Origin of the sequence: Paenibacillus sp. S25, from assembly GCF_019454085.1 — a bacterium.
In the GTDB taxonomy this organism is placed as follows: Bacteria; Bacillota; Bacilli; order Paenibacillales; family Paenibacillaceae; genus Paenibacillus; species Paenibacillus polymyxa_B.
In genome coordinates this window covers 1,425,512-1,450,114 of record NZ_CP073683.1, presented here as the reverse complement: position 1 = coordinate 1,450,114, position 24,603 = coordinate 1,425,512, and the positions used below count along the sequence as shown (strand labels likewise).

Annotated in this window: 19 protein-coding genes and 1 riboswitch; of the genes, 10 read left to right on the top strand and 9 right to left on the bottom strand. The window is 46.4% G+C overall.

Annotated elements, in window-relative coordinates; all coding sequences use genetic code 11:
• Nucleotides 1-60: 60 nt before the first annotated feature.
• Nucleotides 61-1,338 carry an outer membrane lipoprotein-sorting protein gene (locus KAI37_RS06235; RefSeq protein WP_076292444.1) on the bottom strand — a complete coding sequence of 426 codons (1,278 nt, stop codon included), beginning with the start codon at nt 1,336-1,338 and terminating at the stop codon, nt 61-63.
• Between the two features lie 110 nt (nt 1,339-1,448).
• A complete protein-coding gene (locus KAI37_RS06230) occupies nt 1,449-2,081 on the bottom strand; it encodes a LysE family translocator (protein WP_220030927.1) in 633 nt (210 codons plus the stop codon).
• 234 nt (nt 2,082-2,315) lie between these two features.
• Between KAI37_RS06230 and KAI37_RS06225 the strand changes: the two genes are divergently transcribed.
• Entirely contained in the window at nt 2,316-3,308 is a 993-nt protein-coding gene (locus KAI37_RS06225) for an ABC transporter substrate-binding protein (RefSeq protein ID WP_220030926.1), read from the top strand.
• Nucleotides 3,309-3,416: 108 nt separating this feature from the next.
• Entirely contained in the window at nt 3,417-5,147 is a 1,731-nt protein-coding gene (locus KAI37_RS06220) for an ABC transporter substrate-binding protein (RefSeq protein ID WP_220030925.1), read from the top strand.
• A 24-nt stretch (nt 5,148-5,171) separates the two neighbouring features.
• Here the strand turns inward: KAI37_RS06220 and KAI37_RS06215 are convergent, their stop codons facing one another.
• The 3 genes from KAI37_RS06215 to KAI37_RS06205 all read right to left on the bottom strand — a co-directional run bounded on the left by KAI37_RS06215 (nt 5,172) and on the right by KAI37_RS06205 (nt 7,928).
• Nucleotides 5,172-6,803, bottom strand: coding sequence for a formate--tetrahydrofolate ligase (locus KAI37_RS06215; RefSeq protein ID WP_071639934.1), 1,632 nt, complete (start codon nt 6,801-6,803; stop codon nt 5,172-5,174).
• A gap of 212 nt (nt 6,804-7,015) precedes the next feature.
• Nucleotides 7,016-7,324, bottom strand: a complete 309-nt coding sequence (locus tag KAI37_RS06210; protein ID WP_013309242.1) for a hypothetical protein — start codon at nt 7,322-7,324, stop codon at nt 7,016-7,018.
• A gap of 100 nt (nt 7,325-7,424) precedes the next feature.
• A complete protein-coding gene (locus KAI37_RS06205) occupies nt 7,425-7,928 on the bottom strand; it encodes a DUF6933 domain-containing protein (protein ID WP_023987589.1) in 504 nt (167 codons plus the stop codon).
• A 268-nt stretch (nt 7,929-8,196) separates the two neighbouring features.
• Here KAI37_RS06205 and KAI37_RS06200 point away from each other — a divergent pair, with 268 nt between their 5' ends.
• The 6 genes from KAI37_RS06200 (at nt 8,197) to KAI37_RS06175 (ending at nt 15,234) form a co-directional block, all read left to right on the top strand.
• Nucleotides 8,197-8,904 (top strand): response regulator transcription factor, encoded by a 708-nt coding sequence (locus tag KAI37_RS06200; protein WP_220030924.1) that lies wholly within the window; start codon nt 8,197-8,199, stop codon nt 8,902-8,904.
• Between the two features lies 1 nt (nt 8,905).
• Nucleotides 8,906-9,850 carry a sensor histidine kinase gene (locus KAI37_RS06195; RefSeq protein WP_220030923.1) on the top strand — a complete coding sequence of 315 codons (945 nt, stop codon included), beginning with the start codon at nt 8,906-8,908 and terminating at the stop codon, nt 9,848-9,850.
• 108 nt (nt 9,851-9,958) lie between these two features.
• Nucleotides 9,959-10,882: an ABC transporter ATP-binding protein gene (locus tag KAI37_RS06190; protein WP_076292440.1), complete on the top strand. Its 924-nt coding sequence runs from the start codon at nt 9,959-9,961 to the stop codon at nt 10,880-10,882.
• Nucleotides 10,875-11,570: an ABC transporter permease gene (locus tag KAI37_RS06185; RefSeq protein WP_220030922.1), complete on the top strand. Its 696-nt coding sequence runs from the start codon at nt 10,875-10,877 to the stop codon at nt 11,568-11,570. Before KAI37_RS06190 ends, KAI37_RS06185 begins: the two co-directional genes overlap by 8 nt.
• Before the next feature lie 121 nt (nt 11,571-11,691).
• Nucleotides 11,692-11,836, top strand: a riboswitch (FMN riboswitch).
• 172 nt (nt 11,837-12,008) lie between these two features.
• Entirely contained in the window at nt 12,009-12,956 is a 948-nt protein-coding gene (locus KAI37_RS06180) for a DMT family transporter (RefSeq protein ID WP_076292438.1), read from the top strand.
• A gap of 247 nt (nt 12,957-13,203) precedes the next feature.
• A complete protein-coding gene (locus KAI37_RS06175) occupies nt 13,204-15,234 on the top strand; it encodes a methyl-accepting chemotaxis protein (protein ID WP_220030921.1) in 2,031 nt (676 codons plus the stop codon).
• Nucleotides 15,235-15,401: 167 nt separating this feature from the next.
• Here the strand turns inward: KAI37_RS06175 and KAI37_RS06170 are convergent, their stop codons facing one another.
• Both KAI37_RS06170 and KAI37_RS06165 read right to left on the bottom strand, forming a co-directional pair.
• A complete protein-coding gene (locus KAI37_RS06170) occupies nt 15,402-16,883 on the bottom strand; it encodes a carboxylesterase/lipase family protein (RefSeq protein WP_220031446.1) in 1,482 nt (493 codons plus the stop codon).
• A gap of 154 nt (nt 16,884-17,037) precedes the next feature.
• The gene (locus tag KAI37_RS06165; protein WP_071639926.1) at nt 17,038-17,601 is read right to left on the bottom strand and encodes a GbsR/MarR family transcriptional regulator; all 564 of its coding nucleotides are present in this window, start codon (nt 17,599-17,601) and stop codon (nt 17,038-17,040) included.
• 515 nt (nt 17,602-18,116) lie between these two features.
• Here KAI37_RS06165 and KAI37_RS06160 point away from each other — a divergent pair.
• Together KAI37_RS06160 and KAI37_RS06155 are read left to right on the top strand one after the other, a co-directional pair.
• On the top strand, nt 18,117-19,340 hold the full coding sequence (locus tag KAI37_RS06160; RefSeq protein WP_029516322.1) for a quaternary amine ABC transporter ATP-binding protein: 1,224 nt from the start codon (nt 18,117-18,119) through the stop codon (nt 19,338-19,340).
• Complete coding sequence (locus tag KAI37_RS06155) at nt 19,315-21,912, top strand: glycine betaine ABC transporter substrate-binding protein (RefSeq protein ID WP_258383052.1); 2,598 nt, start codon at nt 19,315-19,317, stop codon at nt 21,910-21,912. The genes KAI37_RS06160 and KAI37_RS06155 overlap by 26 nt, the downstream gene beginning before the upstream one ends.
• A gap of 96 nt (nt 21,913-22,008) precedes the next feature.
• On the opposite strand, the gene KAI37_RS06150 is transcribed toward KAI37_RS06155, so the two are convergent.
• Entirely contained in the window at nt 22,009-23,232 is a 1,224-nt protein-coding gene (locus KAI37_RS06150; protein WP_220030919.1) for an ABC transporter permease, read from the bottom strand.
• Nucleotide 23,233: 1 nt separating this feature from the next.
• A complete protein-coding gene (locus tag KAI37_RS06145) occupies nt 23,234-24,598 on the bottom strand; it encodes an HlyD family secretion protein (protein WP_076292433.1) in 1,365 nt (454 codons plus the stop codon).
• Between the last annotated feature and the right edge of the window lie 5 nt (nt 24,599-24,603).

The window sequence follows — 24,603 nt, the reverse complement described above, 5'->3', positions numbered from 1 at the left end:
GATACGGGCGGCAGCAGAGCATTTTTACACTCTAGACCGTCTGCATCCGTCTATAAAGTTTTACTTACCCGATTGGTCCTGTATAGAAGCGGCAATTTGTATCATTTCGCTCACAGGCAGGTCAGCACTGGTGATTCTGAACTCGATTCCATCATTCATCCAGGTCATCGTCTGCTGTTCGCTTCCGGTCAGAACGGCAAAGCTTCCTCCAATATCAACCAGTTCGCCTGCGGCCAGTGCGACCGCCCGATCTTTTGGACGCGCCTCTACAATGGTATAGTTATACGTTCCACTATACCGCAGCATCACCGCATGTGTACCATTATCCTCCAGCTCCGGCGTATCCTTGATCTGTACTCCGGCTGGCGTGTAGGACGGTTCGATCAAGCCGAACTCACCCATCACAGCTTCTGCCGCATTTGTTCCCGCTGACGTTCCGTTTGCGGCATCCGATGTGCCCGGGGTTTGTTGCTGCGCCTCTGCGTTGGCTGCTGCGTCCGGTTTGGATGTATCGTTTGTGGCAGTACCGTCCACCTTCGCTTCCCCTGACGGCTGCGGGACTGCATCCCCTGCTGTTCCCTGCTCTTGTCCGGGTTCACCAGACGTCACGCCAGTCGTCCCATCCATCGCACCGGAAGGATCAAGCTGACCGCTGGAATCTACTGCTCCAGAAGATGGCGCCCCTCCGCTACCCGTACTCGTCTTACCTGAAGCCATGTTCCGCTCCATATCAAAGGAGTCCTTGTCAAACTTCGTATCAAAAGCAAATTGATCGAATTTCAGATCAACAACTACCTTGGCATTCGCATCAGACACCTGTACCTGAGTAGGTGCGTAGTCATTTTTGGACAGCCATATCTTTTGTCTCACCAGCGCATGGCTGTTGTAATTTGCTGCTACATCAAACACATAGGATTTATCGTCGATAGCCAACTGACGGGAGGCATCGCCGATAATACTGCGAACTAACGTTTCATATAAATATACTTGACCCTGATTGTTTGGCCAGTCGCTTTTGAAACGGAAGCTTTTGTTCAAGCTGGGTGTCAGTACAAATACACCCTCATCATTACGAAGCACAATTTGCGTAACATCCTTTTTCTCGTTCGTCATGGCAATTCGGTAATAGGACGGCTTGCGGTAGGAAATATCCACCTTGTATTCCTGCGGCGTGTCGCCGGTATGCAGCGTCATCAAAGCTGTACCGTGGTAGCTGTTCAGGTCGCTCACCACGTCACTCAAATCTTTAACCACATCGTCCGCGCTCTTCTTGCCGCACCCGGCCAGCAGCAGCGTTACACACATGACCATGGCAAGCATCCATGAAATCCGGCGCATGTCATCAACCCCTTCAGCACATGTTTTAAATGAATTAGTACATGTCTATGAAGGACTTGTTCGATTTATGCAGACTGGCATGACAAGCTTGAACGTATCCTTGTGTAATGCTATAAAATCTTTTGGAGAGTGATCATAAATTCATACAGAAAATAAATCGAAAAACCGATCAAAACCACGCCGGCACCGATCGTAACCCACTTGATGGCGGTTCGATTCATCGCTTTTCGTGTTGTCGCTACAAGGATCATCAAGCCTAAATCATGGATAAGAATACCAAACAAAATACCTAAGCCAACAATCAAGAACTGACTTGTATTTGACCGATCAAATGAACTTGCCAGCACAGTTCCAAAAACACTCACCCAAAACACTAAATTTCCTGGTGAAACAGCTACAAGCAGCCCATTTTTATAGGAAGAAAATAATGATTTCGTTTTTTTCTCTCCTTCTATCGCAATACCATGATCTGCATTTTTAATGCTGTCGTACCCCACGTAGCACAAAAATATAGCTCCAATGAGCCACATGATCACCTGTACAACAGATAATGAAAAAACAGAGGCCAGACCAAAATATAAACCAATGATTAATAACAAATCGACGGTCATCCCCCCAAGGCCCACAATCCATCCATGCATGAATCCATTCCTTAGCCCTTGCTTCGTCATTTCAATGGTAATTGTACCTACAGGTAGTGCTATAGAGAAACCTAGTAAAACATATGTAATAAACAATGCCATTTCAAAACCCCTTTCAAATGTATAAAAATGATATTCTATACCATAAAAAATGACAAATCAATAAAATTTGAAGAATAAAATGAGCTAAGAACACATGAGACTTATTTTGTACAAAATCGGATGCATTGACCAAGTTTGTCCATTGAGTATTGAGGGTTCAGCGCTTATCATTGCTTTTGTGATAATAATTCTCATTTACAAAATTCTGAATCATTCTATTATACGGAGGTTGCTATGGTCAACAAGAACTCGACAATCAACAAAAAATCTACTCGACAATACACTGCTCTGATCTGCCTTTTCTTTCTTATGGGGGCATTGCTACTGGGATGCGGCGCATCTGACAATCAGACTGCAAGCAGCAACACGACAGCATCTACAAAAACATCGGAAGCTGCCACAACTCGTGACTACACAGACTATAAGGGACATACAGTGAACATTCCCACGACTCCTGGGCGCATTGCTTACTTCGGAGAAAACTATGGAGATCTATTGGTTTTAGACGTACAAGCTATAGGTACATCGACTTCTATGATTGAAGGCAAGGTTTATGAGAAGCAGGTTCAGAACGTGGCCGATCTGGGGTTCCCGATTAATTTGGAAAAAACCTTGGAACTACAGCCTGACCTGATCATTACCGCCGATACAGATGAAAAACAATACGCAGCGTTAACAAAAATTGCACCTACAATTATGTTCGATACCTTTGCCCCGTTAAACGAACGTTTGCTGCATCTCGGAGACATTGTGAACAAGAAAAAGGCTGCTGAAGATTGGCTTGCCCAATATAAAATAAAGGAAGCGGAGATGTGGACCAAGCTTCACGCAGAGGGTGTTAAGGCGGGGGAAACTGCTTCAGTGTTTACCTACTATCCTGGCGACCGTTTATTCGCAATGGGACGGACAGGACTGTCACAAATACTGTATGAAAAGAATGGTTTCAAGCCTACTCCTCTTATTCAGAAAGCACTGGATGAAGACAAAGGATTTGTACAAATATCTCAGGAGGTTATCGGACAATACGCTGGAGATCGGATTTTCATACTAAGAACTCCAAGTTCAGAAGCCCAACAATCCACCGAACAGTTAATGAAAAGCAAGTTGTGGCTCCAGCTTTCTGCTGTCAAACAGGGGCGTGTGTACACTCAGGATATTGGCAAAACTGAAAGTGATGCTTCCACTCGAGAATGGCTGCTGGAGGAATTGCCCAAGCTCATCAAATAAAATTGGAGAAGCTTATCGACACTTGTTGATAGGCTTCTTTTTTGTTGAACCTAAAGGAGGTATACTTATACATGCATGATAACCATTCTCAATAAAAGGAGCAATACCGTGAACCAGTCTCCGTCGTCCGTATATCCTCCCCCATTCAGCTCACTGCTTTTTCATTTTAAAGAAATTGCGTTGGTTGGTGAGCCTACCGATGAATTATTATCACGTCCCAATTCATATCACTGTCTACTTATATTCATCGGTGAAACAGGTATGGTGGACATTGGCCTAGAGCAGTATCTATCCCATACAGGTCATGGGTATTGGCTAGCTCCAGGTGAATCCTATCAAATCGCTCCTCTGAATGGAACTGTACCCGAATACTACACAATCACGTTTGAGGTCATCGCTTTGCCGTCAGAACCACAAGCGGACATGGCCTTGGCTGAACACGCAGCACGTATGCCATCCCTATATCATGGACCTGTCCTGCCGGGACCGCGCGAATACATCGCCTTCTCTTCTTCCTCCAAACTTATTCAGTTGACTGAAGAGTTATTTCATAGTACCCAACAAACGGTACAGCCGCATAACCAAACATCTGTATTACGGCAGCAAATCATGTTTCAAGAGTTGCTCTTGCTGTGGCAGGAAGACCACACCCATATTGATCAAAATAATACCTCTAATCCGGCATTGCCAGCATCGGTGGAAGGTACTCTTTCATATATGGAAAACCACTATGAAAAGCCCATTACCGTCAAGCAGCTCGCTAAACAAGCGAACGTTTCCATATGGCAATACTCCCAATTGTTTCGTAAAATTACAGGCAAAAAGCCGCTGCATTACCTCACTGAGCTGCGCTTGAACCATGCCAAGCGGCTGCTGCTGGAATGCAAACGGCCTTTACGTGAAATTGCCCGTCAGGTTGGTTTCTCTGACGAATATTATTTTAATCGACGGTTTAGGCAAATGACCGGGATTCCCCCTGGCAAGTACGCACTCTCTGTCTCCGGTTCTGTGCGCGTCAAGGATTGGACGGGTCACCAGATTCACATTCCGCGCCGAGCAAGCCGCATCATCTATCATGGAGAAACGATGGGCGATCTATTGGCATTAGGGGCCAAAGCCATCGGTGGAAGTCTGCGACTCAGTGAATACAGCGTCTATAAACATCGCCTTGTGAATGTCGCCGATGTGGGCCTTCCACTGGATATTCGCTTGACTAGCGCTCTTGATCCCGATCTAATTATCATCGCCAATTCGGATGAACAGGAATATGAGCGCATTGCCAGTATCGCTCCTACCGTCACCTTCAACTCCTTCGCCACGCTGGAGGAACGGATGCGTACACTTGGCACCTGGCTCGGTAAGGAGCGGGAGGCCGAACGCTGGTTGTCTACCTTTACAACCCGCAATCTGGCAATGTGGCAGCAGCTCGGTACACAAATCACAGCCGGAGAAACGGCCTCCGTCTTCATCTTCGATCATGGTGATCGGCTCTTTGTCATGGGTATGTCTGGATTCTCGTCGGCCCTCTACCACCCACAGGGCTTTCAGCCCGTTGAGCCGATCCAAAGGGTGCTCGATGAGGGACACGGATTCGCGGAAATAGATCCAAACGAATTGCCTGATTACGCCGGGGACCGCATTTTTATGCTTGTCCCAACAGCCCCGGAATCCAAACGTGCGCTGGAACGCATGATCAGCAGCCCTCACTGGCGCAGCCTTCCTGCTGTACGTCAAGGTCGGGTATATTTCGTAGAAGCTGACCGCTGGAACTGGAGCGATGCCATGACCCGGCAAAAACTGCTTACTGCACTGCCCAAACTGCTTGGCACTCCATCCTGAGAAGCTGCCATTTTTCTAAAGATACTACATTAGACCCTGAATGCTCCCATCTGCCTCCAGCGACATATGCTCAGCTGCTGGGGATTTGGGCAATCCTGGCATCGTCATAGTATTACCTGTTTCCACGACCACAAAGCCTGCCCCTGCGGACAAAGAAACGCTGGACACGTGAATGGTAAATCCCTCCGGTGCACCTAGCAGAGAAGGTTGATCTGAGAAAGAATACGGCGTTTTGGCCATGCATACAGGCAGTTGTCCAAAACCAAGCTGCTCCATACCGGCCAACGCCCGTTTGGCCGCAGGAGTGTAAGCTACCTCTGCCGCACCGTAAAGCTCCTTCGCAATGGCACTAATTTTCGCTTGCAAATCAAGTGTATGCTCATACAATGGTGCAAAATGGGCTTTGTCCTCCTGGAGCAGGTTGAGCAGACTTTGGGCCAGCTTTTCTCCCCCTTGGCTTCCCTGTGCCCACACCTGTGACAGTTCTGCGGGTACACCCAGCTTGCGGCATTCCGAGAATATTAGTTCCAGCTCGGCTTCGCTATCTGTTACAAAATGGTTGACTGCTACCAGTACTGGCACGCCAAACTTTTGTAAATTCCGTACATGCCGGTTCATGTTGGCTAATCCAAGTTGCAATTGATCCAGATTTTCTGCGTCCAGCTCATTTTTAGCTACACCGCCGTTATATTTCAGCGCTTTGGCGGTTACGACCAACAGAGCCGCATCTGGCTGCAAACCGGATTGACGGCACTTGATGTCAAAAAACTTTTCTGCCCCCAGCTCAGCCCCGAATCCAGCCTCCGTGACGACCACCTCTCCCAGCTTCAGGGCTAGCTTCGTACCGATCAAACTACTGCATCCATGCGCAATATTCGCAAAAGGTCCGCCATGCACAATAACTGGAGTTCCCTCCAACGTTTGCACCAGATTGGGTTTCAATGCTTCCCGAAGCAGCACAGCCATACCTTCCACCGCATGTAGTTCCTCAGCTGTTACCGTTTCGCCATCTACGTTATAACCAATCACCATCCGACCCAATCGCACTTTAAGATCGTCCATATCTTCACTTAAACATAATACCGCCATCACTTCTGAAGCTGAGGTAATCAGAAAGCCACTTTCTCTCACCGCTCCATTACCTGACCCCAATCCGGTCACAATATTTCGTAAACTCCGGTCGTTCATATCGACAGCGCGTTTCCACACGATCCGCTCCGGTTTCAACCGCAAAGCATTTCCATGAAACAAATGGTTATCGATCATCGCTGCCAGCAAATTATGCGCAGCTGAAATCGCGTGAATATCACCTGTAAAATGCAGGTTAATGTCTTCTGCCGGAACAATCTGGGCTTGTCCTCCCCCGGTTGCTCCTCCTTTCATGCCGAAGCAAGGGCCAAGGGACGGTTCACGCAACGCAGCAACGGTTTTATGCCCCAGCGCATTCAGCGCCTGTGACAGCCCGATGGTTGTCAGCGTTTTTCCTTCTCCCGCTGGCGTGGGATTCATCGCTGTAACCAGCACCAGCTTTCCATTCGGGCGATCCTTTAACTGCTCCCACAGGGACGGATTCAGCTTCGCTTTATATTTCCCATACGTCTCCAGATGTTCTTCTTCAATTCCTGCTTCTTTGGCAATATCAATAATCCTCTTCATCTTTCGTTATGTACCCCCCGTTTTATAAGTCTGACCGATGGTGCCAAACCCTGTATCGTTTTATTTTACCAAAGTGTGCCGCTTATTGCGCTATGATTCATTTCATCGCAAGCGTTGCTATCATGTGAGTTATAAAAAAAGAGCATTCCCCGCCCGCATGGACTTTGGTGGATGCTCTTTTGATACGTCTCGTTTAACAAGCAGCTCTCAAATTAACCTGCAAAGTTAGCAGCGTAATTTTCAGCAATAAATCCCTTAGAAATCAGGATAGCTTGGGATTTCTTAGTAGCAGGACCATAGCCTTGGGACAGCAGATCATTAATATGTAAGCGGTTATAAATGAAGCAAAATACAAAGTTGGACGCCCCACTCGTAAGGATCGATACCAGAAAAATAATAACTGCCCACTTCCAATCCCCTCTAAACAACGCAGGGAAAAAACCGAAAAAGAGCGTAGTCCATGAAAAACCTACTTTGCGTTCCTTGATCATTCCAGTTTTATTTCTTAATTTAATCTTCATTTACCCCTTACCTCTCTTTATATAGTCTTTTAGAACTATATTAGATTATATAGGACAGAGGGAATAAATGGAACTTAATTTCGGTAAAATCATAAATTTCTCAAATACTCTCTAGTTTATAATGCTTTTCTAGCATTTCTTTAAAAACATCAACAGGGTACTTGTATTCTACAGTTTTGAAAACAATCCGGTTATTCCACTGGTTTTTTTCCAGCTCGCACCCATGCTCCATATCCAGTTCCTTCATGATAAAAATAATCTCATCCAAGGTTCCCATTACACTATGACTATTCGTCGTCGTAGCCAGCATCTGCTCGCCTTCCTGTGTGTATGCCTTTACGATCTGTTCATCAAAGCCTTCGCTGATCATTAATTCCTTCAAAGCTTGCACAAAAAGAACTGGCAGGTTGTTGTACTGCGATTTTTTAATTCCAAAAAGCGTGATGCTTAAGCGGGATATATCATGCATGAACACTATATTTTTTCTTCGATTAAGTAAAAATAAGCTGGCATGCCAACTATTTAAAGGCGGATAAATATCAACTTGAAGTGGTTCGGTCTCCCATTCCTTCAGCAGTTTTTGTGTTCCTCGTATAACAAACATCGTTGCTCTCCTTTATTGACGGTCCTGTACCGCAGCGTGATTCGACATACCTAATCTCTCACATGAGGCATGTCCCGGATATCATAACACCGTATTCCAAACATCGGATTATAAACTCTTTCAGTATAATATAGGGGAATGATATATTACCAGACACATTAATCTTCCCTTTGGATATTTTTTATGGAAATCCCCTCCACTGCTCTATATAATTCAGGTACAGTTCGTCACGCGAGCTTAATCTAAAAATTAGGGGTGTTCCACACCTATGTCACAGCATATTTTACTTATTGAAGACGATCTATCCATTGCCGAAATGCTACTCAAAGCACTCACTAAGGAAGGATACAGTCTAACCACTGCCTATGACGGGGAAGAGGGTCTTCTTGCCTTTGAACGTCATACCTATGATCTGGTACTGGTGGACTTGATGATGCCGAAGGTGGACGGTATGGAGGTGATCCGCCGGATCCGTACCCACAGCGCCGTACCTATTCTGATTATGTCAGCCAAGGACAGCGATGTGGATAAAGCGCTTGGACTGGGCTTTGGGGCAGACGATTATGTTGCCAAACCTTTTTCAATGCTGGAAATGACGGCTCGTATTCAGTCCGCGATCCGCAGATCTACTACATATGCCCGTCAGCAACAGCAGAAGGAACAGCCGCAAGCACAAGTTTTGACCTACGGCAGTCTGCGCATTGATTTTGATCATTTTACAGTCATACGCAATGAAAATGAAATTCAGCTAACAGCCAAAGAGTCCGATATTTTGAAGCTGTTTGTAGCCAATCCGAATCGGGTATTTACAAAAGCACAATTATACGGATTTATTTGGAAAGACGATTATATGGGCGACGAGAACGTGATTAACGTCCATATTCGCCGCCTGCGTGAGAAAATCGAAGAAGATCCCTCTCATCCTGTCCACATTAAAACGCTATGGGGCATTGGCTACAAATGGGAGAATGGCTGATATGAACATCGAAAACATCTCTCAATGGATTGTCGGCCTCATCATGTCAGTCGTTATAGTATGGCTTTGGCGGGAGCGTATGGCCTATAAGCGCAAAATAAAGGATATCCGAGCCCTACTAGAGCGGATTGTGACGGTGAACCATGCGGAGAAGCTGCTATATGTCACAGGTGACGTTGAACTGCAACGACTCATGACGGAAATTAATCGACTGCTGGACTTGAATCTCAGAGTGTCTGCAGATTACAACCGTAGCCAAATTGCTATGCGCAAAATGATTTCAAACATTTCCCACGATCTCAAGACCCCGCTTACAGTTGTACTTGGATATGCCGAGATGCTGGATGGCGATCCGACTATTTTGCCGGAAGAACGTATAAAGCTGCTATCCAAAATTCATCAAAAGACAAGCGAAGCAATTGAGCTGATCGGCAGCTTTTTTAGCTTGGCGAAGCTGGAGGCTAATGATACGGATATTCCGTTGACTCGACTGGAAGTGGGAGAACTGTGCAGACGCAGCATTTTGGAGTTTTATGACCTGCTGACCGCACGGGGATTTACTGTGCATATTGAAATCCCGGAGCACCCCATTCATGCCTTGGGGAACGAAGGAGCGATTGGGCGGGTGCTAAACAATCTGATCTCGAATGCCATTCGCTATGGGGCAGACGGACGGACGCTGGGTCTGGCTTTATCGGAACAGCAGGATACGGTGCGTATAGAGGTATGGGATCGTGGCAAAGGCATACAGGAATCTGAGCAAGATAAAGTTTTTGAACGCATGTACACACTGGAGGACTCCCGTAATAAGGCGGTACAAGGCAGCGGACTGGGCCTTACGATTGCCAAACGCCTGGTTGAAACGATGAACGGAGAGATTCAATTGACTAGCAGACCTTATGAGCGGACGGTCTTCTCTTTTACATTGAAGAAAATCAACTATTAATCGAACTAAACATGCTCAACTTAATAAATTTGTAAGAATCACGAAAGAAAAATGAACAATTCGCCCTTTATCCTTGAATTATCAGCAGTATACGAAGGGAGAACACCCATGACTTACGTAATACGTACACATCAGTTGACCAAGGCCCTGAAGGGCAACGAAATTGTAGCGGGAGTCAGTATGAATGTGCGCAAGGGAGAAACCTATGGCTTTCTCGGCCCTAACGGAGCAGGCAAGACGACGATGATGAAAATGATTACGAATTTACTCAAGCCGACATCGGGTGAAATTGAATTATTCGGTGAGAAATTAACGCCAAAATCGTATCATCTGCTCGGACGGATGGGTTCGATTATTGAATACCCAATTTTTTATGACAGGCTGACGGCACAGCAAAATCTCGAACTTCATTGTGAATACATGGGCTATTATAATAAGCAGGCTGTTCGGGATGCCCTGGAATTAGTGAATTTGCGAAATGCGGATGACAAGCCGGTAAAGGATTTTTCGCTAGGAATGAAACAACGTCTCGGGATTGCCCGCGCTATTGCAACTAAGCCAGAGCTACTCATTTTGGATGAACCCATTAATGGTCTGGACCCAGTGGGAATCAAGGAAATCCGCCAACTATTCCACATGCTATGCAAGGAATATGGGATGACTCTGCTCGTGTCCAGTCATATTTTAGCGGAAATAGAGCAGATTGCGGATACGGTAGGCGTGATTAATCACGGAAGGCTGATTGAGGAAGTGTCGATGGAGCAGGTGCGGGAAACCAATACGGAATATATCGAATTTACGACCAACGATTGTAAAAAAGCGACCTACGTCCTCTCCCATCATCTGAATCTGAATAATATAAGGGTACTAAATGAACAGAGTATACGTATTTACGATTCAAATGTACCGCAGAAACAAATTATGAAGACGCTCATTTTAAATGATATAGAGGTGGATTCCATTCATCAGAAAAGCAGCACGCTGGAAGACTACTTTTTACGGCTGTTAAACGGAGGTAATCTCCATGCTTAAATTGATGCAGTTAGAACTGAAAAAATTTCATCTGGCGGGTTATATCCGTTCAGCACTGATCGCCAATGCATGCATTCTTGGGCTGATCTGTATTATTGCACTGGACAGTCAAAGCGAAGGAATACCCGAATTCACACATTACACTCAACTTTTGGATATAATAGACATTTTTGTAAGAGCCACATTTATTGTGTTTTCCTCCGTTTTGCTATGCCGCTTTATCGTCGGAGAATTTAAATCCAAATCGATTACGATCTTGTTCATGTATCCGATTCACCGTCAAAAGCTGATGATCGCCAAGCTCTTGGTTGTGCTGCTGTTTACGTTCTTGTCTATTATTATATCGGAAATACTCATTACGGCTGCTATTCATCTGCTCAACCAGTTTGTCTTGATTGTACCGGATAACCTTACTCTTTCCGTACTGGGCCAACAATCAGCACGAACGCTAATCAATGCCGTTGCTGCCAGCTTTATGGGACTGGTTCCGCTGTATATGGGGATGCGAAGATACTCTGTACCCACCACCATTGTCACCTCAATCCTGATTGTAGCATTGCTTTTCTCCAATAATAACGGCGCTACACTTAGCTCCATTGCCCCCGTGCAAATCGGCTTCTCTATACTGGGAATGCTTGTGGCTTATGCGGCGATTCGACGTATTGAGTATAAGGATATTACCTCGTAATATGTAATTTCGTAGAGCGCTTTCAAAAAACAGATGAAAATCATTGTTAGATATACACACATTTTTCACTGGACTTCATTCTAAAACAGGTATATCCTATAGGAGAAATTAAAAACGGAATAAGGATCTTCGGGGTAGGGTGAAATTCCCAACCGGCGGTATGGCTCATGGAGCTAAGCCCGCGACTCTGTATCTGGCAACAGGATACGGACTGATTTGGTGAGATGCCAAAGCCGACGGTAAAGTCCGGATGGAAGAAGATCGAAATATCAACATGCCGCGAAGTGGATGAATACTGCGTTATTGGTTTTGCAGTAACTTCATTTAACTTGCATAAAGCGGCAAGTTTATTTGATCAACCCCCGTCTTGCATGGCCTTTCGCCATGGACGGGGGTTTTTGTGCCACCGGTCCTGTATTCGCAAGGAGCTAATTGAGTATGAGTCAATCTTCTACTGTTCTAACATCCAAAGGTTTTGATCGTAGCTCCCACATGAAAAGCGGTTTTTGGCTGGTCGCAATTGGAGCGGCCTTGTGGGGCGCAGACCCGCTGTTTCGTATTATTTTGTTAAAGTCATTTACTTCAACACAAATTGTACTAATGGAGCATGTGTTGCTCTTCCTCGCTCTGACACCGATGTTGTGGAAGCATCGTGAGGAACTCAAAGCGGTACGGCTTCGTCAAGTTTTCGCTATTTTGTTCGTCTCGTGGGGCGGATCGGCGCTGGCCAGCGTAATTTTCACCATGGCACTCAGCAATGGTGATTTGAATGCTGTACTCTTACTCCAGAAGCTTCAACCACTGGTCGCTATTGTTCTAGCCCGTATTATATTGAAGGAAATGTTGCCGCGTCATTTTGGATTATTAATTGTCGTCGCTCTGTTTGGGACGTATCTTCTGACCTTCGGTTGGTCGCTCCCCTTCGGACATGTTCGTGATTTTGTCCAGGTCGGTAGTCTGCTTGCACTGGGTGCAGCAGTTCTGTGGGGCGGTTCGACAGTCATGGGAAGTTACTTGCTTCGTTCAATGAAATATGAAACGGTAACCTCCCTCCGCTTCATGGTGGCGCTCCCTCTGCTGATTGTCCTCACCTCTGTAGAGCATGCGCCATGGAACATGCCTGCCGGTACATGGGCAGGCGCAGCTGTGATTATCAATCTGCTATTGCAGGCATTGCTTCCGGGCCTTCTTAGCTTATTGCTGTATTACAAAGGCTTAAGTACGACCAAAGCGTCTTATGCTACGATGGCAGAATTAAGCTTTCCCATGGTTGGAGTCGTGATTAACTGGATCGCATTTCAGCAAATTGTCACTGTAGCGCAATTGACTGGTTTTATGCTCATCTGGATTACGCTCTTTATGATTTCACGTCAGCAAAAAAATTAACAGTTCAATGTCCCTTTCATGACTCACCCAAGCCAAATCGTGAAGATGCTTTTGCATCTCCGATTTGGCTTTTTTTTATGTATTCGTATTCATATAAATCATAGTTCTTTAGACCTATTTTCCGAAAAAAGTGTCTAAAACATGCAATTATTCCTCGTTTCTCAAAGACTACATCTATAAAATTCGTCGGTTTATGTCGAATAAAACAATGTAGTGATCATCAGACACAGAGGAGCAATCAATAACTATGACTAAAACAAAACAAACAGTTCCGTGGTGGAACAGGTTTCTCAAGCAGTTTTATTTAATGAGGACAAGATTAATAATATCTTTTTTGGCTGTGTTATTGATTCCGAGCGTACTTATCGGGTACTTTTCCTATCAGGGGGCTACGACACAACTCAGTCAGCAAATGGGCGGTTCCGTATCTACGAATCTGTATCTGATCCGAAGCAATGTTAATCAGTATGTAGCGCCCATTATGAAAGACCTGGACGTGCTTACCAATGAAATCAATTCTGATTCCATTGGTTCCGAGCAAGAGGCTCTTCAGAAAAAGTTGGATGTCATCGTCAAGGCTCATCCCGAGCTAGATGCCGCGCTTCTCGGCAATGCGAAAGGGCAATACATACGTTCGCCGAAAAAACAGGAGGCCGATTATGACCCCCGGGAGAGAAAATGGTACAAAAATGCGATGCTGGAAAAGGGCAAGGTATTCGTCGGTGTTCCAGTTGCCAGCGTCACGACAGGGAATTTAGTCGTTAATATATCGGGAACGCTGGAGGACGGTGAAGGAGCTGTTGCATTGGCTTTGAATCTGGACAAGATGGGTGAAAGTCTGCAGTCTGTTAAGATTGGTGAACGCGGAGGACTCATTATTGTTGATTCTGAACATAAAGTTGTATCTGGGACTGGAACAGCCTTTAACAAGACAGGCAAAAAACCGGCTGACGCCATAGAGGGACTTCCCGAAGTGGCAACAACCGTCGAAAATGATACTCCTTCCATGTCGCAAATTCAATTTATGAATCGAGATATGCTGGCCTTTACACTTAAGGACCCTCTCACCGGTTGGAGCATTGTCGCACTGTCGGATCTGGAGGATTACAGTGATGCAGCCCAACCGATTCTGAAGCAAAGCCTGATTGTGATTGTCATTTCCATACTTGCCGCTGCGATCATCATTGTGCTTATGGTCCGCTCGTTCTTAATTCCGCTGCGCAAGCTGCAAGCAGGAACACGCATCGTCCGTGACGGAAATCTGACCGAACGTGTTAATCTGTCCAGTAAGGACGAGTTCGGCGAACTGGCACAGAATTTTGACCAGATGACGCATTCCTTGCATACGATGGTTTCCGAGGTCAATCAAACGTCCTCCCGACTTGCCTCCTCTTCTCTGATGATCAAGGAAAGCACAGAGCAAACGACAGAGTCCGTACAACACGTAGCGGAAACGGTTATGGAATCCGCGGAAAATGCAGCCACCAGCGCCGAGGCGTCCGAGCAAACCGCTAATGCCGTTGAAGAAATGGCAAAGGGTGTCAGCACCATTGCCGAATCGGCAAGCTCCATCGTGGATTCAGCAGGACAAACCGAGCATGATGTGGCTCAGGGCAGTCAAATGATCAGCCATGTGCGGACACAAATGGACCGTATTCTGGAAGCTGTAAGCCAAACAGCTAGCCTGATGGATGAGCTATCCCAGCTCTCAGACGATGCGAAGCAGATGAATACAGCTATTGCCGCCATTGCCAAGCAAACCAATTTGTTGTCTCTGAACGCGTCTATTGAAGCTTCCAGAGCAGGCGAAGCCGGCCGTGGATTTGCCGTAGTCGCTATAGAGGTACGCAAGCTGTCTGAGCAATCCAAGGAAAGCGCGGATTCCATCAGTCAGATCATTACTCAGATGCTCGATTTGATTCAACGCTCCACCGCCACCATGAACGGTAATGTTCGTAACCAGGTAGGTGAAGGATTACGTATTAGCCAAGATGCAGAAGGTGCATTTACGAATATTGAACGCTCTACATCTCATATCGTGGAACAAATTCAAAGTGTATCCGCTGCGGCTGAACAAATTTCAGCCAGTACAGAGGAAGTTTCCGCTACTGTCACCCATTTGGCAAGTCTGTCTCGCAATTCGGCGGACAGTTCGCAGACAACATCTGCTGCCGCTCAGGAGCAAATGGCGGCTATGGAGGAAATCGCATCTTCGTCTCAGGAGTTGTCCAACATGGCGCAGGATTTGCAACAACTGGTTAAGCGATTTAAGATTTAAGTTACACATAGTATCGTTGCAATTTCATGCAAGTAAGAATGAGCAGCAGTACATCTAACTACTAGAGGATTTTGCAAAATCCTGACTAACAAAAGCCTTCGTCCGTATACAAAGCGGGCGAAGGCTTTTTACATTTGAGTTCTTGGGATGCGCTCTCTCTTGTTTACTTATATGGTCATCTGACCGGTTAACTGACGGCGTCTATCTCCTTCGGGGTCGTGCTCTACTTTAATATCCTGATGGAAAATAGCTGTAGTCCGCTCTTCCCTGTCGTACATCGCCCAAGCCCCCTCAGACAGCACTGGCTTTCCATCACGCGCAAAAGCAACCCATGCCTGCTGCATATCTTGAGCCAGCTTCTGCATCGACGGTTGAATCTCTAATCCAAGCTTACCTAGCAGCTCCAGATTATCGAAAACAAACGCAATTTCTGCACCGTGAACCGCTTGTCCAAAGGTAGGATGCCCCGGCAATGTCCAATCAAAACGATACATCCATACAGGCGTATGCGCCGACTGCGCAACAGCAAGAGCCAACGCAGGACGCCAAAAAAATAGATCAGTCAACATTTGCGCCTGTCCCTCAATCGTAACCGGAAATGGTTCTATCAGGTCGCCGATGTCTGACATGCCCGTCATCATTTCCAAAGCCTGACTCGCTGTTGACTTGTTCATTAGATGGGATTCTTTTCGGATGAAATAGGCCCCCTCATGCAAGTTCGTTCCAATCAAAACGGATACCTGCTTTGCTGAACCTTGCGCGATTGCAGACAGCGGTACATCTGGTAAGGTCACACCGTCCACGACAGGTTGATAGATCATCGCCATCCCAGGTCCGATGACTTCATGCGTCTTCGCCATAGCTAGCATCAGCGCATCTGTCGGTAGCGTAAACAACCGTTCTGGATGCTGAGTGTTCACACCCAGCTGCTGCAGATACACAGCCGTCACTTGTTCGGCCTCTGAAGTTGACAATACCTGCGACGCCCCACTCTGCAAAATCGCACGCTGGAACAGTCCCTCAGCTGCTGGCATCGCCAATAAAGCGGCAATACTCATCGCCCCTGCCGATTCACCGAACACCGTTACTTCGTCCGGGTTACCGCCAAAGGCAGAGATGTGATCCCTAACCCATTCCAGCGCAGCGATCTGATCCAGCAGTCCCGCATTAGAGGTCAGGCCATCTCCCTTTGGAGTCAGATGCAAAAATCCTAACGGCCCCAATCGATAATTGATCGTAACAACCACAACATCGCCATTTTTCGCCATGCGTTCCCCGTCATATAAAGGTATAATCCCGGACCCCGTGACAAAGGCACCGCCATGAATCCACACCATCACCGGGCGTCCCTTCTCAGGTGCCTTCAAAGCAGGTGTCCAAACGTTCAGGTATAAGCAATCCTCTGACTGCTTAGGCGGTTCCACCAGATTTCCAGTCATACTTTCAGCGGATGGCATAGGTTGCGGACAGATTGGCCCAAAACTCGTCGCAGTCCGCACACCCTCCCAAGGCTCCAAAGGCTGGGGTGCGTGAAAACGTAGTTTTCCAACAGGAGGCTGTGCATATGGGATACCTTTCCATACATGATATCCATTCCCCGTTTCCCCACGTAATTGACCTAGACGAGTATGTACCGTAATACTCTCCATCATGAAGCCTCCTTTATCTCATATATTCAACACAACGGATTAATATCAATCTTTACATATCTCTATTATACCCTTTGCACAGGACCAAACCAAAAAATACCGGAAGCACTTTTGCGCCTCCGGCATTTTTATAAACAAGATAGGGAAATAGCGATTAATCCCCAACTTCTTCTTTTGGAATCAGCTTGTAAATTTCTTCGCTTTCCATAGAGTCAATTAATCGGTCTAGCCACTTGTAATAAGCGACGGCCTGCTTCATTTTCAAACGATCTTGCTGAAGAATCGACTTAAATTCCTCGTACTCTTCACCCTGATTCATCAATCTATCCAGCTCATCAATGGCTTTGCGCAGCACCAGTAAATTTGTTTCTACCGCTTTTCTCCATTTAATAGCAAAGAAGTCAGTAAATGTTTGATGCCAGTCATATTCGACTTCATACAAGTCCTTGCGTGAGCCCTTGCTCCATACCTTATTTACCATTTTCAGGTCCAATAATGTTCGAACTCCTGTACTCATACTCGTTTTGCTCATTTCCATTTCACGGCCCATCTCGTCCAGCGTCATCGGTTTATCCGCAAAAAAAAGCAAACCGTATAAATGCCCCGCAGACAAAGTGATCCCATACAGGTCCATGTTTTTACCTATAGCTTCTATGACACGTTTGCGAATTTTTTGCAGCGAAGCCTGCTGCTCATCACCTAACTGGTACAAGCTCATGCTTGCAACCTCCTAATTTTAGAGCATTTTGCACAACCTAGTATGAACGATTTACCCGTAAAAGATTAGCTTTGACGCAATATATGAAATCTTTCAACAATAAATGAAATGTTTCAAAAGCAAAGCTTCTGTCCATATTACAACAGCATGGGTCGTTCAAAATCATAATTCGCAAAATTGCTAATGATAGTAAACTTTTAAAATTATGGATATACATAAATCTTTTTCTTATGGTTATATTTCATTGTCTATTTTAAAAAAAGCACTATCGGTTGTAAAGTTCCGAATGTTTGAGCATTCTATAGAACGAAGGAGCATATCAAAGGAAACTTTGTACAGTTTTTTCTGTACGTACTTTATGAACAGTTTTTTTGTTTGAAATGTAAGCAATGCTTCTGTTACAATTAATTTTGTCATTAACCGTTCAGGATGTTCAGAATTATGATTTTTATACTCAATCCTTAATGCAACATGGGGTTAATACCAAGCAAAGTATAGAAAGAAGAGGTGTATGTATGACGATTTTGGAAGTCAAAAATGTCAGCAAACTCTTTGGTCCTCACGCAGAGCAAGGTGTTCCGCTCCTGGAGCAAGGCTGGGGCAAGGAAAAGTTGGCCAAAGAAAAACAGATTACTGTTGGTGTCAATAAGGCCAACATGGAAATTAAGCAAGGTGAAATTTTCGTAATTATGGGACTCTCGGGCAGTGGCAAGTCCACTTTGGTGCGAATGCTAAATCGCTTGATTGAGCCTACCTCCGGTGAAATTCTGGTCCACGGCAAAGATCTCCGTAAGATGAACAAAGAACAACTTCGCGAAGTTCGTCGTAAAACCATCAGCATGGTTTTTCAAAAATTCGCCCTGTTCCCACATCGGACTGTATTAGAGAATGTAGAATATGGTCTTGAAATTCAAAAGGTAGAAAAAGCACAGCGTCAGGAAAAGGCGCAACAAGCGCTGGAATTGGTTGGTCTTAAAAACTGGGGCGATAAAATGCCCGATGAATTGAGTGGCGGTATGCAGCAGCGTGTCGGTCTGGCACGGGCGCTGGCTAATGACCCTGAAGTGCTCCTGATGGATGAAGCGTTCAGTGCATTGGACCCGCTCATTCGCCGTGACATGCAGGATGAGCTGTTGGAGCTTCAAGATAAAATGAAGAAAACAATTGTGTTTATCACCCATGATCTGGATGAAGCGTTGCGGATTGGTGACCGGATTGCATTGATGCGAGACGGTGCGGTCGTACAAATCGGTACACCGGAAGAAATTATGATCCAACCGGCTAACTCTTACGTAGCCCGCTTCGTCGAGGATGTGGATCTGTCCAAGGTATTGACGGCTGCTCATGTCATGCTTCGTCCAGAAACCATCACCATGGATCGTGGTCCGCGTGTGGCTCTGGAATTGATGCGTGAGCGTGGGATTTCCAATTTGTTCGTCATTGACCGCACTAAAAAGCTACTGGGTGTTATTAACGCCGAGGATGCTGTTCATGCACTGCGCAATAATTTGAAGATTGAAGATATTTTGATCACTGACGGACCGCAGGTTGCTGCTGAGACTGTCATTAATGATTTGTTTGAAATTACAAGCTCGTCCAAGGTACCGCTGGCTGTGGTCGATGACAAGCAAAAGCTGTTGGGCGTTATCGTCCGTGGAGCATTGCTCGGCGCACTTGGTGGAGATGTTACCACTACGAAGGAGGTGAATGCCCATGATACCGAAACTGCCAATCGCTGAGTGGATTCAAGCCATTGTCGACTGGATGGGTATTCATCTGGCTGGATTGTTTAATGTTATTTCTTCCATTATAGAAGCTGTAGTAGGCTTTTTCTCAGGCCTGTTCATGCTTCCGCACCCTCTGGTGTTCATCGTGATCATCGGGATTATCGCCTTTATGATCGGGCGGGTTCAGCTTACGCTGTTTACTGTCATCGGCTTCCTGCTGATTGATAATCTCGGCTATTGGAGTGAAACAATGAATACGCTCGGACTGGTCATCACGTCTGCGCTCGTATCCATTGTGATCGGGATTCCCATCGGGATCTGGTGTGCATACAGTAAATCCGCATCACGCATTATCACGCCTTTACTTGATTTTATGCAGACGATGCCTGCATTCGTGTACTTGCTCCCAGCGGTTACCTTTTTCAGCTTGGGTGTTGTGCCGGGTGTTATCGCATCTGTTATCTTTGCTATCCCCCCAACCATTCGCATGACCAATTTGGGGATTATGCAAGTATCAGGTGAGCTGATCGAAGCCTCAGACGCTTTCGGTTCAACATCTGCGCAAAAGCTGTTCAAAGTTCAGCTTCCACTGGCATTGCCTACCTTAATGGCTGGTATTAACCAGACGATTATGCTGTCACTGTCCATGGTTGTCATTGCTTCCATGATCGGTGCAGAAGGCATCGGTGCTGTTGTGTACCGTGCTGTGACACAGCTGCAAATCGGTAAAGGTTTTGAAGCCGGCTTAGCTGTTGTCGTTCTGGCTATTGTGCTTGACCGTTTTACGCAAAACCTGTTTAAACCTACGCAAAAAGGCAAAGGCCGCGTATCTAGCAAGCAAAAAGTATGGATTACTTCTGCAGTTACAGCTGTCATTTTGATCGCTGGTGCATCCCAATATTTTGTCGGTACAGATCATTCCGCATCTGGCAAAGGTAACGCTGCTGCCAACCCGGTTGGCGAAGAAGTCGGTTACAAAATTATCGGTATTGATGCCGGGGCAGGCATTATGAAATCGACTGCCAAAGCAATTCAAGACTACAATTTGTCTGATTGGAAGCTCGTTGAAGGTTCCGGAGCAGCCATGACAGCCACACTGGACAAAGCCATTAAAGCGAAAAAACCGATCATTATTACAGGTTGGACTCCTCATTGGATGTTCAACAAGTATGATCTCAAATATTTGGAAGACCCTAAGAAGTCTTATGGTGAAGCCGAGGGTATTCATACGATTGCCCGTAAAGGATTGCAACAGGATGCTCCTATCGCTTATGAGTTTCTGAAACGTTTCAAATGGACACCAGAAGATATGGGTGAAATGATGGTCGCCATTCAAGCCGGAACCAGTCCTGAGCAAGCTGCCAAGGATTGGGCGGAGAAACATACTGACAAGGTTCAGGAATGGACTCAAGGACTGCAACCTGTCAATGGTGACACCTTCAAGCTAAGTTATGTGGCTTGGGATTCTGAAATTGCCAGCACGAATTTGCTGAAGTATATTTTGGAAAACAAACTAGGTTATAAAGTAACCGCACTGCAAGTGGAAGCAGGTCCTATGTGGACGGGTGTCGCTAGTGGTGATGTAGATGCTTCACCCGCTGCATGGTTGCCGTTAACACATGCGGATTACTGGGCTAAATACAAGGATAAGCTCGACGATCTTGGGGCTAATATGAGCGGTGTTAAAACCGGATTGGTCGTTCCAGCTTACATGGATGTTAAATCGATTACTGATTTGCAGGATAACGGAGCCGAAGCGGCTCCGGCTTCCGCCACAACTGGGGACTTTGGCAAAGAGGTCGGTTACCGCATTGTCGGTACCGACCCTGGCGCCGGACTAATGAAGCTGACCGCTAAAGCTATGAATGACTATGGCTTATCCGACTGGAAGCTGCTTGAAAGCTCTGGAGCTGCTATGACCGCTACACTGGATAAAGCTATCAAAGCCAAGCAGCCTATCGTCGTAACAGGTTGGACTCCTCACTGGATGTTTAACAAATATGATTTGAAATACTTGAAAGATCCTAAAAAAGCGTACGGTGATAAGGAAGATATTCATACCATCGCCCGCAAAGGCTTGAAGCAGGATGCTCCTGTGGCTTATGAATTTCTAAGCCGATTTAAGTGGACTGCTGAAGATATGGGTGAAGTAATGATCGCGATTCAGGACGGTACTGTCCCACAGCAGGCTGCCAAGAACTGGGCTGATAAACATCCTGACAAGGTACAGGAATGGATCAAGGGCCTACAGCCCGTCAACGGTGATCCTTTGAAGCTGAGCTACGCTGCTTGGGATTCTGAAATTGCCAGTACGAACGTATTGAAATATGTATTGGAACAAAAATTGGGCTATAAAGTAACAGCCCTGCAAGTGGAAATCGGCCCAATGTGGACTGGCGTGGCCGGCGGAAGTGTAGATGCCACTGCTGCCGCTTGGCTTCCATTGACGCATGCTGATTATTGGGCTCAATACAAGGATAAGGTGGATGACATCGGAACCAACATGACCGGCGTTATGTCCGGGCTTGTCGTTCCATCCTATGTGCCGATTGATTCTATCGAGGATCTTAAGGCGCCGCAATAATATTTCTTCCGCTTTTAAACCATACGAATAAGCAAAAGGCAGATCAGGGTTTACTCCTGATCTGCCTTTTTATGATATCCATATTTAAAGTTGCCCTCAGCCTTTTAGCGTGAATCCTTCTTGAGCAGGCACATCGGCATGCTGCCCTGTCGTCTGGTGCTGTCTAAAGAATAACGGATAGATCGCGAAGGACACCAGCAGACTCACACAACCAATGACGCCCAGGGCGATCATATCTTTGAAGATGTATGTGATATCCAGTCCTTTGAGCGTGATGTTCCGTACAGCATCCAAGTAATACGTCAGTGGCAATATTTCAGCAAGCCCCCGCAAGAAGCCGGGCATTGCTTCCAATGGCCACGTATAGCCTGACAGCATAAAGGAAGGAACAGCAATCAGCATCAGAGTTTGGGTCGCATCCACTCTAGTCTTGGAAAAGAGACTGAACAGGAAGCCTAATCCGCACAAGGCAAAGTTAAAGACCAGCGACACCAAAATTAACGGCAGTACCTGTCCCCTAAACGGAATATCGAAGCATAAAGCGCTGATACTGAATACAGTCAGCACATTGAAAGCTCCCGCTGCATAATACGGTGCCAATTTGGCAATAGCCAAACGCCAAGGGGTATTTCTCCATGCGCCAAATCTCCCCCACGTCCCTGCTTCCTTATCACGCGTGCAAGACAATGCAATACCAAGCAGCAAACACTGCTGGAGAGCCGCAGAAATAACCCCTAGTGGCATGAAAAGTTTATAATCATATACCGGGTTAAATAGCACTCTGGATCGGAACGGGATGGTTGTCAGCGTCGAGGCGGCCTGATCGGCGTTCATTCCCTTTTGTTTCATGGAATTGACTGATACTCCGGCACTCACGCTACTAATAACCTGATTCGCAATCCGACTGGCGCTGTTGGAATACATCATATTACTGCCGTCAATCAGCGTTAGCACGGGTGGATTTTCACCATGCTTAAGTCGAGTGGTAAAGTTGTCGGGAATGACGATTCCGACCTTAGCTTCCCCGGTCTCTACCTGACGGACAACATCTTCCTGATTGGTCGCTTGCTGTGTAACGGCAAATGAGTCGGTCGAATCAAACGCCTGAATGATTTGGCGACTAAGCTGCGAATTATCCCCGTCGTACACCGTGACAGGCATCTCGGTAATCCTCTGATGTGAATACAGAAAGCCGAACAGTATCGTATATACAATCGGCGTAATCAGCAGAATAGCCATAAAGCGGCGGTCCCGGAAGATGCTCAGCCATTCCTCGCGAAACACATCGCGGATACGAAGTCTTTCCTGTGAATCCTGCATATTACTGCGCCCCTTTGCCTGTAAACAGAACCGTGGAGCCTGTTGGAACCGAAGCAGCAAGGTCTGGCAATGCTACTTTAACACCGAAGGAACGGACATCCTTGTCACCGGAGCTTTGGCTCGGTTTTTGAATGGCAAAGTCTGCAGCCGATTCTAACAGAATGACTTTCCCCTTAAGTTGCTTACCGCCAGACAGCAATTTAATTTGGACTGTATCCCCTGCTTGAAGACCGTTCAGAGACGTTTCAGGTACATAGAATTTAGCCCAACGTTGTGTCGAAGTTTCAATGGTATAGACCGGGAATCCTGCGCTAGCCATTTCACCTAAGCTAAGCGACTTGGATTTTATGATTCCATCTTCTGACGCATATAGCGTAGTGTAGCTCAAATAGGTCTGAGCCTCTTGAAGCGCAGCTTCCGCTTGGGCTACCTGTGCATTGGCACCTGCAACCGCAGATTGAGCCTGCTCAACTGTGGATTGCGCCGCCTTCACAGCGGATTGCGCTTGCTCTACCGAAGCCTGAGCAGCTTTGACATCTTCCTGTTGTACAGCAACTTTGCCCGCCCCTGCCTGTGCTTCCTTCACCGCAGCCAAGGCTTGACGGTATTGAGCTTCAGCCGCCGTAATTTCCTCCTTGCGGCTTCCCTCCCGTGCCATATCCAATTTTTGTGACTCTGCATTATATTTGGCCACTGCCTGTTGATGTTCCAATGTCGCTTGATCCAAAGATGCCTGGGTTGCTGCTCCGGCTTCTTGAAGCTTTTTGGCACGCTCCAAATTTTTAACGGTCAGGTCCAGCGTTTCCTTGGCTATCTTCACAGATACTTGCAATTGCTCAAGCTCCTGCGGTCTTGCCCCGCTCTTGAGGGCATCCAGTTTTGCCTTGGCGGCGTTCGCAGCCGCTTTGGCCTGTTCAATCTGACTGGAGGAAGCCTCTGCGGTCACACTGACCGATGTCGTACCTTGGCTCTTCTTGGCCTGAGCGGCGCTCACAGTAGCCTGTGCCTGACCTACGCCTGCTTGAGCCTGCAACACACCGGCTTTTGCTTTGGAGACATTACTCTTAGCTGCCAGCAACGCCGCCTGTGCCTGCTTCACCTTATCTTCCAACTCGCGACTTTCCAGATGGGCCAACACCTGCCCCTTTTTAACCTGATCGCCTTCTTTGACGAGCATCTGGTCAATCCGTCCTGCCATTTTAAAGCTGGCATTGAGGGTATCCGACTCCACATAAGCCGTAGGAATGGAAGAAGACTGATCCGCAGACAAGCTGCTTCCACCCCGTGGAAAAGCAGTCAAGGCATATATTCCAACCGCGATTAAAATAATAAGTACGACGTAAATCGTATATTTTTTAGCTTTCATGTTCT

Bases quoted from the DNA above. Each gene is read 5' to 3' on its own strand.
- KAI37_RS06225 (WP_220030926.1), top strand. From the start codon at position 2,316: ATGGTCAACAAGAACTCGACAATCAACAAAAAATCTACTCGACAATAC.
- KAI37_RS06150 (WP_220030919.1), bottom strand. From the start codon at position 23,232: ATGCAGGATTCACAGGAAAGACTTCGTATCCGCGATGTGTTTCGCGAG.
- KAI37_RS06165 (WP_071639926.1), bottom strand. From the start codon at position 17,601: ATGAGCTTGTACCAGTTAGGTGATGAGCAGCAGGCTTCGCTGCAAAAA.
- KAI37_RS06235 (WP_076292444.1), bottom strand. From the start codon at position 1,338: ATGCGCCGGATTTCATGGATGCTTGCCATGGTCATGTGTGTAACGCTG.
- KAI37_RS06195 (WP_220030923.1), top strand. From the start codon at position 8,906: ATGAACATCGAAAACATCTCTCAATGGATTGTCGGCCTCATCATGTCA.
- KAI37_RS06185 (WP_220030922.1), top strand. From the start codon at position 10,875: ATGCTTAAATTGATGCAGTTAGAACTGAAAAAATTTCATCTGGCGGGT.
- KAI37_RS06230 (WP_220030927.1), bottom strand. From the start codon at position 2,081: ATGGCATTGTTTATTACATATGTTTTACTAGGTTTCTCTATAGCACTA.
- KAI37_RS06170 (WP_220031446.1), bottom strand. From the start codon at position 16,883: ATGGAGAGTATTACGGTACATACTCGTCTAGGTCAATTACGTGGGGAA.
- KAI37_RS06180 (WP_076292438.1), top strand. From the start codon at position 12,009: ATGAGTCAATCTTCTACTGTTCTAACATCCAAAGGTTTTGATCGTAGC.
- KAI37_RS06215 (WP_071639934.1), bottom strand. From the start codon at position 6,803: ATGAAGAGGATTATTGATATTGCCAAAGAAGCAGGAATTGAAGAAGAA.
- KAI37_RS06200 (WP_220030924.1), top strand. From the start codon at position 8,197: ATGTCACAGCATATTTTACTTATTGAAGACGATCTATCCATTGCCGAA.
- KAI37_RS06145 (WP_076292433.1), bottom strand. From the start codon at position 24,598: ATGAAAGCTAAAAAATATACGATTTACGTCGTACTTATTATTTTAATC.
- KAI37_RS06190 (WP_076292440.1), top strand. From the start codon at position 9,959: ATGACTTACGTAATACGTACACATCAGTTGACCAAGGCCCTGAAGGGC.
- KAI37_RS06175 (WP_220030921.1), top strand. From the start codon at position 13,204: ATGACTAAAACAAAACAAACAGTTCCGTGGTGGAACAGGTTTCTCAAG.
- KAI37_RS06210 (WP_013309242.1), bottom strand. From the start codon at position 7,324: ATGAAGATTAAATTAAGAAATAAAACTGGAATGATCAAGGAACGCAAA.
- KAI37_RS06205 (WP_023987589.1), bottom strand. From the start codon at position 7,928: ATGTTTGTTATACGAGGAACACAAAAACTGCTGAAGGAATGGGAGACC.
- KAI37_RS06160 (WP_029516322.1), top strand. From the start codon at position 18,117: ATGACGATTTTGGAAGTCAAAAATGTCAGCAAACTCTTTGGTCCTCAC.
- KAI37_RS06155 (WP_258383052.1), top strand. From the start codon at position 19,315: ATGATACCGAAACTGCCAATCGCTGAGTGGATTCAAGCCATTGTCGAC.